This is a genomic window from Paenibacillus sp. FSL R5-0470, assembly GCF_037975205.1.
Lineage (GTDB): Bacteria > Bacillota > Bacilli > Paenibacillales > Paenibacillaceae > Paenibacillus_AQ.
Window position 1 is genome coordinate 5,844,930 of record NZ_CP150238.1, and the last position, 15,514, is coordinate 5,860,443.

The window sequence follows — 15,514 nt, forward strand, 5'->3', positions numbered from 1 at the left end:
CATAAATAAATCCCCTCAAAGTTTACAACGTCTCAGACCTCGATAAGATGTCTAAGGCATTGTCTAACTTGAGGGGATTTTTCATGTAGGGAACTTACAATTTCATTTTAGAATTTCGCAAGTAGATTTGAAATACTCTGAGCTGCCTCGGCACGGGTTGTCATCGATTGCGGAAGGAAGTTACCATCCTGATGACCCATCAGAAGCTTAGCTTCTAGCGCACCTTGTACATAGGTTACTGCCCAAGAACTAACTTTAGAGCTGTCATTAGTCGCATGGAATGAGCTTGCTTCCGGCTTAACGCCCGTACGATATGCATAGGCTCTTACCAGCATAGCTGCCATTTCCTCGCGGGTAATCTGTTGATTCGGGTCAAAACGATCCTCGGATACGCCTTGAATAATACCTGCTTCAAAGGTTGCATTGACCGCCTCTTCGTACCACGATCCAGCGGCTACATCTTGGAATGAAGTCGGACGACTCGCAGTTAAGGAAAGCGCTCTGCTGAGGAGAGCTGCATATTCTGCTCTTGTGATGGAACCTGATGGGTTAAACATAGAGTCAGATTGTCCCTTCACAATTTGTTTAGCAGATAGTTCCTGAATAGTCTTGTATGCCCAGTGACTTTCAGGTACATCTCGATAGCTGCTTTGGAACGAAAGAACAACGTATTGGCTAAAATGATTCAAATCTACGGTAAGACTGGTTTTGGATGGATTCATCGTCCCCCCTAGATAGGTAAAGCTACCATTTTCCTCAATACGATAAATACCCGCTAGAGCTGGATTGGTTCCATTTAGAATCGGTAGTGTTATCTTCACGGGTACTGGGAATTGCTTCAGTGAATATTTATTACCAGACTCATCTGACATGATTAATGAGAAGTCCATGATGTCACTAACCCGTGAATACGGTGGAGTTATTGCAAGTTGACTCGATTGAATGGCTTCCATCTTCAAAAGTATTGTTGCTGTCTTCGCAGTTGATGGCAGAAGCTTACGAAGCTCGTTCAATACTTTGGAGGACATAACGGCACGAACCCCATTCACTTGAATCTCTAGATCCCTATTGCCGATCTGATCGAGTTGATCGATCGGAATCATAACTTGATTCTTATCCGCTTGAAGCTGCAAAATGATGTTTCCTTCAGCACTCTTCGTTAAGAGTTCATCTGGGATAACAACCGCCCCTGCAGGCAGCTCCGGCTTCACCACTACTGGCGGCGTAACGCTTGATCCTGGGTTCCCCCCACCCGTTGGTGGTGTTGTCGAGGTATCATTTTCGCGCATAACAGAAATAGTGTAAATCTGTCTGGTTCCATCTTGAGCTGTCACAGTTACGGTGATCATATTAGTGCCGACATGTAAATCTCCACTGCCTGTTATCGATACAGTAGCCATAGGATCCGCTGCTGTATAGGTTACTCGCGTAACGGTTGTTGAGTAAGGTACTGTCAGTTCGTAGTTGTATTGCCCAGAGGCAAATCCACGAATCGTAGTTCCATTAACGCGAAGATCTACCAGATCTGCATTGCTTGAAGACTCCGCTTCAGGCTGACGCGTAATGATGATCGTATAAATATTTAGTAATCCGTCTTGAGCTGTCACGGTAACCTTCACGACGTTCCTACCAACCTCAAGAGCTCCACTACCCGTAATCTTAACTACGCTAGTCGGATCGTATGCCGTATAGGTAATATCCGTTACCGACGTACTATAGGGAACCGTTACGTTATAGTTCAACGTACTAGGTGCAAAAGCTGGCAGAGTTTCCCCATTCATTCGTAGATCGGACAGCAAAATTTGGTTAGGTAAGGATTCTGACTCACGGATGACGATAATGGTATACACATTCGAGCTGCCGTCTGGAGCTTGGACATGCACTTCCACCAGATTCTCGCCTACTTGCAGAGATTTACCACCTATGACATGAACGCTTAGTAAAGGATCTGCTACCTTATAAGTGACCTCTGCGACCGAAACATTATTCGGTACACGAATCGCATAGTTCATTTGATCCGGTGTGAAGCCGATCAACGATTGACCGTTTACCTGAAGATCTACTAGTGTTGCCTGAGAGATCTGTACTTCTTTAGTTGCAGTGGTCAAATTCGGCATCGTTTCATGCCCTTTCGCATCTGCAATCATCGCTTGCGTAATTTGTACTGCAGTAGCCTTTTCTTGTGGTGATACTCGTAGCTTAAGAATCGGAGCATCTGCTTGAATGCCATTCGTTGAGGTTAGAATGATTCTTGTCATTCCATTAACCGTCTCTTTGCGCACAATCTTAACGCCAGGTTGAGCCGGTTCAATCGATGAGAAGATGAGACTGCTGGAGTCTACATTCAAATCGATGGCTGTCACATCTGAAGTCGCATTGTTGATTGATACTTCATAACCGTTAACCTTTTGTGTAGCAGCATCAACTAATTTTGTGAATCGCAAATCTGCAGCACCCGATTGTTTCTGTTCGGTTTGAGGTATGAACATACCGTCAATGACATGAGAATCTCCAATGGATGGGTTCAGGCCAAGTGCAGTTAGAACTGTTGCAGCCAAGTCTCTTGTATTCCCACCTTGCAATAATTTTTCCTTCCCGTCTTCGGTGGCTACTGTTCTACCATTCGCCGCGAAGAAGATTGTGGTGGCAAGGGGCTCGTCTTGCCCATGACTTGTTGCCATGCCCAAAGTTCCGTCTGCATTCTCTTTACCCCCACCATGGTCAGGCAGCATGAGGATGAGCGTATCTTCCAACAAATTATTGTTCTTTAAAGCATCATAGATGGTCTGGATGTTCTTATCCGTCTTCTTTATTTGCTCATAATACGACTTCGTATAGAATCCATCACCGTGGCCCGCCCCATCCATATCATCCAATTGGAAGAAAATTAACGAGGTATCTTTCGCTTTGCCGCTAGCTGCGTATTGCGTGAACGCCGCTACATCAGCTTCATCTCCTAGGGAATAACCTTCGACACCAACAGAAGGTTCAATATGCCCCTGAACAATGTTGCTCCAGGTGGAGAATACCGTTTGTTTAGTAGCAGGCAATGCCTCCCTAATTTTTTTGAATACCGTTGGGTAGTCCCATGATTCACTGTATGTGTAGGCTGCGGTATCGTCATTATATAGACCATGCTTCTCATAACCAACACCATTAATCATCGAACCCCAGTTTGGGGATGAGCTGGAAGGTAAAGTAGTTTTAGCCGTATAGCTAATAGCTCCATGCTCGATAATGTTCCGAATGGCTGGAATTTGCAGGCGATCGCCTACCTTTTCTTTCTTGGAGCTAGGCGTCTCCCAATAAGGAGCATCCTTGGAGACCGCTACACCCCCACCATCAATCCCGATGACAACTACACGTTTATAGGGCTGGTATTGGGCTTGGGCTGCCATATCTGCCAGCTCTTCATCCGAAATGCCTTTCGCAAGTGCAAGATCACCTATCGTAACATAACCATCTGCATTAAGATCTTCGGAAGCTTTAGCATGGATCTGAATAACGGCAGGCGCCGAATCAAATGCCTTAATCGTTAGTTTTGTTGATCCAGTATAGAAATCCGCATGCTTAACTTCAATGATGCCTTGGCCGGAAGCACCAAGCGTATTGAATTTGAGCTCCGAGATTCTGGACTTTGCATACTCCAGCGGATTCTCGATGTTATAGACATTACCTCCTGGCAGTTCTAGTCTAACGATACCAGGGATCAAAGCGTCTGTCTTCGTTGCGCGAGATGCGCTGACAAATTCGAACTGTTCTGGATCATAGGCTATCTCAACGACAGCTTTCTCCACTTTAGTCGTCATATCAGGTGTACGCAAATCTAGATTATATCGGAATTGCGTACCTTGAACCGTGTGCTTAGCTCCAATCAGATTTAATGAACCTGAAAAATCCTCAATGGAAGCAAGCGGTGGAGCACTGTTATACATATTAGAAACTTCCTGCGCGGTTAATGTTCTTCCATACATATGAAGCTCATCAAGCTGTACTTGCAGCGCATTGCTATAATTGCCTGTACCATCATTTCCGATCATGGTTGACAATCCTGTATCCAGCGTACCCGTTCGACCTGCAATGGTCATGGTGCTTGCTATACCCTGATAGTTCGTGCCATTAACTTTGGTCACATTTACAGGAACACCATCTTTATAAAAATCAACTCGCCCTGAAGCACGATCATGCGATATGGCGATATGATGCCAGGTGCCGTCTACAACATTTGGAATTTGGGCATCTGCACGCGATTCGCCGGATGTATTAAAGTTCCATTGGAGTGCACTTCCCTTCAGCGCTAAGGCATAACCTACATTTGCACCGGAATCCCAATCTTTGTTGGATAGAATCGCAGGGTCTCCTGAGACAGAAGGCGATTTAACCCAAAATGCGAACGAGAAGTTCTTGTCCTTGCCGAATTGCAGACTTGTTGACTTGCCAAGATCAACATATTGCAGCGCTGAGCTCTTGGAATCGATACTCAAGGCTTGTCCGACGCGACCTTTCACGAACTGTGGATCTTTAACCGGTGTTGCCGGTATAGCATTTACAGATTGATCCTCCAAATTATTCTCGAAGGACATCTGTAGAAGTGTATCCGCAGAGAGCACTGAGCTACCAGTAAAATCGATTTCACTCATACTGGTGAATAAAGCGGTTGGGTTATAGGTGCTCGTGACAACAAATTTCACATATCTACCTTGTATCGCTTTATCCAGAATATTGAAGTCTTGATAGCTCGTGCCTTTCCAGGTTTTCTGGAATATGCCGATCGCTTTATTCGCCGGATTGCTCAGGTACGCCGGATCGGTCAAATCCGATAATTGATCCGAGGCGTAGAGTTCAAAATCCTTTGGAAATTCCAGAGCCGTCTGACTTAAGCGGCTAGTGCGCCCAATACCAGTTAAGTTCTTACTGCCCTTCATGTCGATTATCACCCAATGTGGAAATGAAGCGACAGGCTCCTGCCATTTTGAATGCCAAATCGTAGCCGTATCGTTATCTAGGATGTTCGCAGCATTGGCATTTTCATTGTCCGCATAAGAACTAAAGGAGTTGATAGTGAATACGTTCTTAGGAATAAAGGAATATATTGCTGCCTGTTGTATTTTTTTATAGACCCACTGAAGCTCGACATAAGCAAGGTCAATTTCGGTTGGGCTATTACTTGCCGTCAGTTGTCTGGCTTTCTGAATTTGCTTCGCAAGCTCGTCTAGCTGTTCTTTCGGGTAAGATACACCACTGACTTTATCGCTGTTCATTTGGAAGGATGCAGCGTCATGAATTAATGTGGTGAGCTGTTCAAAGGTAAAGAGCTGAACACCCTTATAGGAATCCGACAATGCTTTATTTTCCGTGGCAGTGAGCGATCTCTTCCAGATTCTCAGATCATCTATGGTAATCGTTGCTCCGCCATTTCCTTTGTTGCCATCCACACCAATCAGCGTGTTAAAGGTTGTGTCTACACTTTGAGTGCCAAGCGAGGCAATACTCCCCGATGCTTTCTCCGTCCCATCTACATAAACTTTTGCTAAGTTGTTTGTTCTGTCCGCTGTAATGGTAAAGAGATGCCACTCCGTTCCTACACTTGATGCTGTAATATCCGCTCTTTTCGTTCCATCACTGATATTTAAGGTCATACCATTGGTGGAGGCAGGTCCAATATACCAGCCTAGGTTACCGCCACTATTCCAGTTTTTATTGGAGAGGAGAGTCTGATCCCCGGAAAGATTGCCTTTGTGCCAGAAAGACACGGTGAAGCTTCCTGCTCCGAATTTCAAATCATCACGCTTGCCCAAATCAATATAATTACTATTACCCGCTGCAATGAGCGCAGCTTTATTGGATTTACCATCGACATACGTTACATTGCCTGCTAGACTTGCAAGCCCTGTCACGTCTTTAGCTTCATCGGATAGGTTACCATCCAATTTCATATCGACCACTAGATCCTTCCACATGGTCGATGGATCAATTGGCGTCAGTTCAGGTGCTTCATTGCCGGCTGTGAACGATTGCTCTAGCGTTGCAGAGCGATTCCCGTAGGCATCAACAGCTGTCACTTGAACAATGTATGAAGTTTGAGGTGCAAGTCCTTCGAGTGGAATATTCATAACATTCGGAATCGGGGAAAAATAGTAGTCAGAGAATACATTTACTGATTTGCTGCTGACTCCAGATCTTTTATCGATGACATTAATCTCATAATGATGCATAGATTGATCATCTTTCGCTTGCTTAAAGGAAAGTAAAGGTACCGTATCCTGATTCGTTATGTCGAGTTCACTATTGAATACAGGAGCAACCTTATTACGGTTAGCCGTAGTGTACTTGAAATTGCTCTTAATTGCTTCATTCGTAGAGCCTTTTAGCTGAATGACCCACTTGTCTCCCGCAACTGTACCCGCACTGTTGAATGGGGGCTGCGGCTCAGCCGTCCATTTACCGTCTGTGTAGATATCTCCAGGATCTGCGTTAAACGCAATCCGATCCACTTCAACCCGATCCGCATATACCTCAACGAAGTCGGCCTGACTGACAGGAAATTCAAAACGTCCTTCAAGTCCCTTCTTAGTCACTTGGGAGTAACCGCGATCGGATTCAATGTAAGACATGGAGCCAAGGTTAACTGAAGTGAAATCCTTCTGGTAAATGGAGCGATCATCACTAATATTCAGATGGGAATGTCCGGAGAAGGTAATCACTTGAGGATAGTCTTTGAGATCCGTATATAGATTAGGATTCGATGCCTGTTGCCCATCCATTACCGTATTCGATATAGGTTGGTGCACATTCACGAAGATGGGGGTATTCTGATTCTTCGGATCAGCTGTGAGCTCTGCAAGTCTACCCTTTAGCCAATTACGCTGACCTGTATCTGAGTTGTAGTTGTTCCCGTTTAAAAATAAGAAATGATAGCCACCGATTTCAGATTCATAATAGCCATTCGGCTGGTTTGTAAACCAGTCCGTGGGATAATGTTCGTTGACTTTAGCAACGGTGGAATCGTGGTTACCTATAGCCATTCGGATCTGGGTGTTATTCCACTGCTTTCTAGCTAAATTTCGCTCAAAAATTTCCCGAACCATCACATGGTCATTAGGCTTGTCGTTCCCATTATCATTAATCATATCGCCAACGACGAGTATCGCATCCGGGTTCGGAAAAATCGACCCTATCGTATCAAAGAATTGGGTATAACGTGCATCTGCTGAAGCATGCGAGCCCACATGTACGTCTGACATCGCTACAAACTGGAGTAATGGCTTTTCTTTGGTCTTGATGATATAAGAGAAGGTTACTCCTTTACTAGCTACACCATCTTTGATCGTAATGGCAGACAAATTCGTTGTTTTGGAAATCGAGATCGGCGCGTTATATTTTAAACTATGAACATCCGGAAGTGTGCCGTCGAGTGTATAGTAAATGTCAGCATTCTGCGTTGCAGTTGTGAGGTGGATCGTCTGCGCTTCTTCATATCGGCCGGTGGGTACAGAAGTCGTTGGTTGATCTACAGATAGAATCTCAGATTCTTCAGCTGCAAACACAGGGGTGATATTCGGCATCGTGGAACCAATCACTGTAAGTGCCAGTAATAATGCAACAAATTTCCTACCTTTTCTGAACAAAATCATCTCTCCCAAGCATTATTTTATAGTTTTGAATCCCATGAGAACTCTCCATCGACAAAAGAGCTAACTACCCTTATCTCGGATATATTCGATAACTCCTCCTTTCTTCATCCTATTCAAAGTACATACCATACTATTTTTTTTGGTAGACTGGGGTCTGCTGTGTTTATTGTAGGTATGGATTATTTGCCTAGCATTAAATATCTGTAAACTTCAAAAGATGCATCCAAAGGCTGTGATATGGGTCAAAACGCCTAACTCAATACCAAAAGATGCCTAATAAACGAATAACATCTGCATATCATTAGCCGAATATGATCACAACAGTAGCCTAATACATGCATAATATATGCCCAAAAATACTTTTAGTAATGAAACAAAAACGACCGTTCCTCGAAAAAATACCGAGAAACGGTCGTTGCTTTAACAATGTTTTATTATTTATGTTTACCTGAACAACTCACAATAAAGTTGGCTCCCCTACTTGCTCATCCAAGTTCAGCTCTACCAGTTGACCGGCCTGCGTCAGCCCCGCACCAAAGCCATACATCAGAATCTTGTGCCCGTTCTTTACTTTGCCTTCACGAATGCCCAAATCAAGAGCTAAGGGAATTGTCGCGGCAGAAGTATTGCCAAAATTCACAAGACTATGCAGCACTTGCTCCATCGGATAGTTCATACGCTCGCAAATCGGCTCAATCATTCTCATATTTGCGCTGTGTGGAATAAACCAATCGATTTGCTCCAGACCCACTTCTGCTTTTTCAAGCAGCTGCTGTACACCGAGAGGAACGGTTCTGATCGCCCAACGAAATACCTCGCGTCCGTTCTGTACGAGCATCTGTGTATCTACCAGTTCAATATTATTCACCGTATGGGCTAGACCCGTGCGATACACATGATGCGCGCCGCTGCCATCACTAGCTAGCTGAAAACCTAAAAATCCCGTCGATTGCTTATCACTCTCCACAAGCACTGCACCGGCCCCATCACCAAAAAGGATACATGTACTGCGATCAGTGTAATCTGTAATCTTGGAGATCGTATCCGCACCAATCACTAGAACCTTACGGTGCATCCCTGAAGCAACATAGCTATGAGCCGTATGAAGTGCATATACAAAACCCGCACAGGCTGCACTCAAATCCATAGCTCCAGCAGTCTGCGGAATATTTAAGCGATCTTGAATCAAAGAAGCTACTGAGGGAAAGGAAAAATCAGGTGTACTAGTAGCTACTAGGACCATATCCACGTCCTCAACGTTTTTTCCATAACGTTTCATTAGATCCTGTACTGCTGATACACATAAATCGCTTGTGTATTCATCCTGCCGACTAATTCTGCGTTCACGAATTCCAGTCCGCCCCACAATCCACTCATTATCAGTATCCACCATCTGCTCAAGATCGGCATTCGTCAGTCTTTTTTCCGGGACATAAGTTCCGATAGCTGTAATTTTTGCACCTGTCATTCCAATCACCTCTTCATTTAGTATCTGATATTAGTACTTGGTACTAATTATAACTCTACACCTGCTATAAAGTAAAGAAAGCCGGTAAAGCAGCATGGCTTCCCGGCACTATCAATACATATCTCGAACCACTTAAGCACGATTTACTTTACGGTGTTTTCTTTTTCTGACGAAAAATAGAATCGCAGCAATGATCACCACCACTAGGATGATTAACACAATCACTATATTCCATACATTTGGCACATAAAGCTGCATTTTGATCGGCTCCGTATCCCCCAGGGAAACATTCCAGGTAAGTGTTCTGCCTTCATCAACAGCTGCATTATTATCACCAATTAGATCTATTGGCAACGTTAGTATAAAATCAAATGCCAAGTTTTTCAGCACCGCCCGAATAATCGGCTTTGATAAACTCAATGTCCCCATGTTATCCATAATGGTATCCATATAACTATTAAATTGAGGCTGTGCCTCAACATCATACGTGGTATATAACAAATTCTTTTTAGTAACGAGCTGTAGATCCACAATATCCAGCCCCATAGAGGTTGAACCTATATCCTCAAATGAAGCGTAATTTTTCTGGATTTCATAGACTGTAGACTTACCTTCTTGTCGTTTTTCTAGCTGAATCCCTTCCTCCTTCAATTTATCTGTCAGACTCTTCTCCATTTTATCGCTGATCAATGCTTCTGTTCGGGAATCCAATTTCACATTCATTGCTAAATCTACGCTTTGATTCTTATTCACCGTGACGTGAACGGTACCATTAGAACATCCCGATATTAGTATCATCATTAAGAGCAGTGTTAGGATCGTCAAGCCTCTCCATTTTAACGGCATTTTCCTCAAACCCTTCAGTAGTATGTATTCATAAAACAGGTACCTATGCTCTAAAGGCTAACTCATTTATATCATAGAATCAAATTCTATATGAATGAATAATCAAATTTCAGAACCATCAAACTTAAATTTTATACTCGCACAAAAAAGAGGCTAACCCTTAAGTAATTATTTACTCATGGGTAGCCTCTCTCCAAAAACATCCCCCAACACCCACAGCTCGGTGGGCGATTGCGCAGCAGATGGGGATTGGTGCTGGGCGCACTTAAGGTGCTCAGTGGTGCTTGGAATGCTTGATGTTTGTTGTCGCTCGATGTTACTTGCAGTTCTCAAACTTTCTATTGGACTCCAGAGTCGCTATTTTCGAAAAAATGGCTCTTTTGGGCAACTATCGGACCCCAGAGACACTATTGCTATTGGTGCAAAAAGACATCATTACACTCCATTGCCCACCATGGTCGGCTTATAGAGTCCCGCTCATATAGTTAACGAAGTACTTCTTTTCCCGGCTCCATGTAGTGAGGCATTCCCTTCACTCAAACCGATATCCGCCTGACGGATAACTTTCCTCCCTCTCCAGCGCATTAGAACAAGCATCCCCCGCACAAATTCATCAGCAATCATACAGCAGTAGATCCCTGTGAGCCCCCAGCCTAAGCTGATTCCAAACCAGTAAGAACATCCCACTCCAATAATGGACATAGACACGATGGAAGTATACATCGTATAACGGGTATCGCCGATGGCGTTCAGCGCATTACCCATGCCCATATTCAACATTTTGCAAGGTTGCAGTAGGAGATTTAGGGCCAGTAGGGAAATCCCAATCGCAATAATCCGCGGGTCGGAAGTAAAATAACCTAGTAGATTCCTGCCGAAAAGAAATAGCAGTAACATGTTCGCTGATACAATAGCCAAGCCGATATACAGCGTGCGATATGCACTACGATAAGCCTCTTTCAGCTTCCCTGCCCCGAACAAATGCGCGATCTGTATCTGTCCAGCCAGCGCGATTGCATACCCTAACGTGAAGCAAAAGGACTCTAAGGTATTGAGATAAGTCCGTGCGGCTAACGCTTCAGCCCCCAGTGCGGCTAGAAAGGAATAGACAATCAACTGCGAGAACACCCAGCAGGAAGAATTAATCCCTAGAGGCCAAGCAATCCTTATAATTTCCTTGAATAGCTTGCCGTTGAATATACGGAAATCCCTAAGTCTAATCTTAATCTCGAAGGAACCTCTAAACATGGTATACAGCATGATCACACCGACCAGTCTACTGATAATACTTGAGATTGCGATTCCCGCAAGCCCTAGCTGTGGCAGACCGAACATCCCGAATATAAAAGTATAGTTCAGAATAATGTGAATGACATTTATGATGACCCCTGTGTACATTGGTCCTCTGGTGTTCCCTGTATTACGAATCGCTGTTCCAAGGGAAGCAATCATCCCCACCAAAAACAGACCGCCACCGACATACGAGATATAGATATTGGACAGTGATAATAGCTCAGGCGATATATTTAGAATCCCCGCTATTGGACCCGCATAGAAGAACAGGATGATACTCACGACGATACCAAGAATGAGACTAACCGATACGCCCATAATTGCAATCGTACGCGCTTCGCTGAAACGTTTTGAACCCATTCTTTGCGCGATCAGGATCCCCGCTCCGCCCGCAAAGGTGGTAAAAAGTGTGGTCAACGCACCGAACAATTGATTGGAAATGCCGACTACGGCGACTGCATCGTCTGAAATACGGCTGACCATGAGCGTATCCACCGTACCTAGCAGGGTCTGTAGAAACACCTCTATAAATATAGGCCAAGCCAATACCCATAGTCCAAAGCCCTGTCTTTCTTTTTTCACTAAATAAACCTCCCCTTAAACCAAACATGCATACTGGACCTAAGAAACAGCATATTTTTTCTTTAGGTCAGACTAAATTATAGATGATATACTTTTGGTGATGGTACAGATTTCAAACCAATAATTTCATTATTTCAACCTCATAAAAGGAGATCTCTCCATGAACATTATTAATTTTACCGTCCCGCCAATGCCCTATTATATCGTAAGTGGATTGCACACCTTCTCACCAGGGCATTACCACATGAGCCGCCACAATATCAAGGTTTTTGACTTACTTGTAGTCAAGCAGGGCTGCCTATATATGAATGAAGGAGGTCTCACCTTTCAGGTACGTGCAGGTCAGGCACTGCTTCTTCGTCCAGATAGCCATCATTTCAGTACGGACAGCTGCAAGGAACACACCTCTTATTATTGGCTGCATTTTCAGACAGTGGGCGATTGGAATATTTCCGAGGCTACAGCTTCAACACCAGAGACAGAACACACCAGAGTGGAGCATCCTCTTCATTCAGACGAATTTAATATACGCACTTTTACCTTACAGCTGCCCCAATATACCTCTCTGCTGCAACCGTCCAAGATGGAGGAACTGCTCTCGCAGCTGAATCAACTAGCGCCTAATTCCCATTTGAGCGATACTCCATTTCAGCAGCAGCTGCTATTCCAAGAGGTTCTCCAGCAATTATCTGCCTCTCTGCGCCATGAGCGTCCCTCTCCCTCCAAAATATGTGCAGAGCAAGCTGCCTCCTATTTGCGCAGTCATTTCCGTGAGCGCATTACAGCACAGCAGCTAGGGGAGAACCTGAACTTTCATCCTGTATATATCGCTCGTTGCATGAAAAAGGAATACGGCTGTGCACCTATGGATTACCTGCTGCACTACCGAATTCAGCAGAGTAAGCTATTGCTGATGCAGACCAGTTACACGATTGCCCGGATCGCCGAGGAGGTCGGCTTCAATCAAGCGCCTTACTTCAGCTCCAGCTTCATCCGCATTGAGGGAACCACTCCGCGGGAATTCCGCCAGCGCTTCTCGTAGTCTCCTAGAATACAAAAAAAGGGATGTTCCCCCGCCTTTTTGGCTTAAGGAACATCCCTTGCTCTTCTTTATTACAACCCCTTCTCCTGTACGTAAGCATTCCATTGCTTGATATATTCCGCCTGAATTTTCTCAAGGCCGGCTTGCTTAGCCTTCTCCATGAAGGTAGCTAGACCCGCATCAACATCCTCTACCAATCCGGCTTGCAGCGGATACAGGTATTGCTTTTCTACCTGTTCCAGCGCCGCTTTTTCAGCCTGATAAGAGGTGTAATCTTCAGCAAATCCTGTGAAGATATCCGGCTTCTGAATCTTATCAAGCTCAGCGAAAATCTCTTTGACGCCATCATAGGATTTGTCGAATAACATAAATTCCGGGTTCCGCCATGCCCAGCCGTTCATCCCTTCACGAGTGAAGCCGTTCGTAGAAGCATCTCCAATAAGCTCATAATAGCCGTTTGCATCAACCTTATAATTTTTTCCCTCAACACCGTATTGTGTCAGCTGGTTATAACGTTTATCCAAAACCATCTTCTCATAAAAGGCTAATGCACGTTCCGGGTTCTTGCTGCCCTTCGGAATAGCAAATCCATTATGAATAGGATGCACCGGTGTTGCGTAACCGATCGTTTGACCATAAGGATAGTAACCCAACTCCCAATCTGGATGAGCTGCTTTAACTTTCATCAGCGTATCGTTAAAGCGAGTCGGGTTATCACCGAAGATGGATGCCGCTTTACCCGCAATAACCGGAGCCTGAAGAGTGTCCTTCACGTTCAATACGTTTTTGGAGATCAAGCCTTTTTCCTGCCAACGTCTCATGGTCAGCAGTTCTTCTTTATGTTCCTCCGAGCCCCAGTAAAGATAAGCCTTCGAAGGATCGCTGTACTTGATTCCGATACCATAAGGAAGCGGACTTCCGACCATAGCGGTAAGTGTAGTGTAGACATCGTGCAGATTGCCCCTCACATCACTGTTAAAGGATGCCGGCGACATCTTCGGTTCATTCTTCTTGATCCCTTCCATATAAGCCTCATAGCTGGCCAGATCTGTTGGCTCAGGCAAATTGTATTTCTTACGCAGATCCTCACGCCATACGAAACCGTTAGTTACATATTCCTTATAGGTCGCGGGTACAGTGTAAATCTTGCCATCAATCTTAACTGCATCCCACATATCCTGCGGTACAAATTGCTGGAGCGCTGGAGCAGCCGTCGGCAGCAAATCATCTATAGCCAAAAAAGCTCCTTTTTTAGCATAAGCTTGATACTGTGTCCAATCCGCAGTAAAAATCAAATCAATCGATTGTCCAGAAGATAGTAGCAATTTGTACTTCTGATCCCAGTCTGTCCAAGTCGTATAGTTGAATTTAACGGTTGCATTCAGATCTTCTTCAGCCATCTTGTTAATTTGCGATTCAATACTTGAAAGATCTTTCGGGGCATCGCCCAGCATATAAAACTGCAGCTCTACCTTCTTCGATGTATCCAGCCCCGACTTCTCCTCAGTCTCAGCATTGGTGCTCTGAGCCGTATTCCCGCCGCTATTACTCTCTTTTACCGCTACATTTTCCCCGTTCGTGGAACTAGAATTCCCCCCACAGCCTGCCAGTAGAGCCAAGCTCAGTACTGACGTGAGCAGAATAGACATGCTTTTGCCCCGTAGCTTATTCATCTGAATCCTCCCTTTTCACTATGCTTCTATGTTAGCCGACTTTACCTAAACCCGGGTAGGGGTAAGGTTACGGTTCTAACCTTTTACAGCTCCGATAGTCAACCCTTTGACGAAGTAACGCTGAACGAATGGATACAGAAATAGAATCGGTCCAGTCACAACAATCGCCATGGCCATTTTGGTAGACTCAGCAGGGACTTCTGTAGCCAGAGACACCCCAGTTCCAGCGCCCATCTGTGCAATGAACTGCGCTGAATTGATAACATTGTACAGATAGAACTGCAGTTGATATTTATGGGTATCATTGATGAACAGTGAAGATGTGAACCAGTCATTCCAGTAATACAATGCAAGGAACAATCCGACTGTAGCAATCCCTGGCATGGAGAGCTTGAGGACGATCTGCCAGTAGATTCTGAAATCACCGGCCCCATCGATTTTCCCAGAATCAAATAGCTCCTCAGGGACTGCTGATTTAACGAAATTCTTCATTAAAATAATTAAGAACGGTGTCATCAGGCCTGGTAGCACCAATACAGCATAGGAATCCAGCAGACCGAGGTATTTAGTAATCATGATGTACCAAGGAACAAGTCCTCCACCAAACAAGGTCGTAAAGTATATATAGAAGGAAAAGGTATTGCGGTATTTGAAATCCTTGCGGGCCAGCACATAACCAGCCATCGTCATGAAGAAGAGTCCTAATGTCGTTCCCACTACAGTGGTGACGATGGTGACCGTGTAAGCACGCAGTACTTCATCCGGGAAAATGAACACCGTCTTGTAGCCTTCAAGAGAGAACTGCCCCGGAATCAGATGATAGCCATCCCGGATAATAGATTCATTGCTGGTTAATGATGCGGATATAATTAGCAAAAAGGGCAGCAGGCAAGCAACCGACAGTCCAATGATGACCACATAGGCGATTGCATGAAGCATCCGTGTATATTTATCCTTTTGAATTTTCATTTCTTGT

At 44.6% G+C, this 15,514-nt stretch carries 7 protein-coding genes; 1 reads left to right on the plus strand and 6 read right to left on the minus strand.

The window, feature by feature from the left end:
• Window positions 1-107: 107 nt before the first annotated feature.
• The 4 genes from MKY99_RS25805 to MKY99_RS25820 all read right to left on the minus strand — a co-directional run bounded on the left by MKY99_RS25805 (window position 108) and on the right by MKY99_RS25820 (window position 11,823).
• A complete protein-coding gene (locus MKY99_RS25805) occupies window positions 108-7,628 on the minus strand; it encodes an S-layer homology domain-containing protein (RefSeq protein ID WP_339267102.1) in 7,521 nt (2,506 codons plus the stop codon).
• Between the two features lie 463 nt (window positions 7,629-8,091).
• On the minus strand, window positions 8,092-9,102 hold the full coding sequence (locus MKY99_RS25810) for a ketoacyl-ACP synthase III (RefSeq protein WP_339267104.1): 1,011 nt from the start codon (window positions 9,100-9,102) through the stop codon (window positions 8,092-8,094).
• Window positions 9,103-9,234: 132 nt separating this feature from the next.
• On the minus strand, window positions 9,235-9,903 hold the full coding sequence (locus MKY99_RS25815; RefSeq protein ID WP_339267106.1) for a hypothetical protein: 669 nt from the start codon (window positions 9,901-9,903) through the stop codon (window positions 9,235-9,237).
• Window positions 9,904-10,425: 522 nt separating this feature from the next.
• Entirely contained in the window at window positions 10,426-11,823 is a 1,398-nt protein-coding gene (locus tag MKY99_RS25820; RefSeq protein ID WP_042191684.1) for an MATE family efflux transporter, read from the minus strand.
• Window positions 11,824-11,983: 160 nt separating this feature from the next.
• Between MKY99_RS25820 and MKY99_RS25825 the strand changes: the two genes are divergently transcribed.
• Window positions 11,984-12,865 carry an AraC family transcriptional regulator gene (locus MKY99_RS25825; RefSeq protein WP_339267108.1) on the plus strand — a complete coding sequence of 294 codons (882 nt, stop codon included), beginning with the start codon at window positions 11,984-11,986 and terminating at the stop codon, window positions 12,863-12,865.
• 71 nt (window positions 12,866-12,936) lie between these two features.
• Here MKY99_RS25825 and MKY99_RS25830 read toward each other — a convergent pair whose 3' ends face one another.
• Window positions 12,937-14,544, minus strand: a complete 1,608-nt coding sequence (locus tag MKY99_RS25830) for an extracellular solute-binding protein (RefSeq protein WP_339271796.1) — start codon at window positions 14,542-14,544, stop codon at window positions 12,937-12,939.
• A 69-nt stretch (window positions 14,545-14,613) separates the two neighbouring features.
• Window positions 14,614-15,507 (minus strand): carbohydrate ABC transporter permease, encoded by an 894-nt coding sequence (locus MKY99_RS25835; protein ID WP_042191692.1) that lies wholly within the window; start codon window positions 15,505-15,507, stop codon window positions 14,614-14,616.
• Window positions 15,508-15,514 lie beyond the last annotated feature (7 nt).

Coding starts and splice junctions, on each gene's coding strand:
- MKY99_RS25825 (WP_339267108.1), top strand. CDS start 11,984: ATGAACATTATTAATTTTACCGTCCCGCCAATGCCCTATTATATCGTA.
- MKY99_RS25810 (WP_339267104.1), bottom strand. CDS start 9,102: ATGACAGGTGCAAAAATTACAGCTATCGGAACTTATGTCCCGGAAAAA.
- MKY99_RS25815 (WP_339267106.1), bottom strand. CDS start 9,903: ATGATGATACTAATATCGGGATGTTCTAATGGTACCGTTCACGTCACG.
- MKY99_RS25835 (WP_042191692.1), bottom strand. CDS start 15,507: ATGAAAATTCAAAAGGATAAATATACACGGATGCTTCATGCAATCGCC.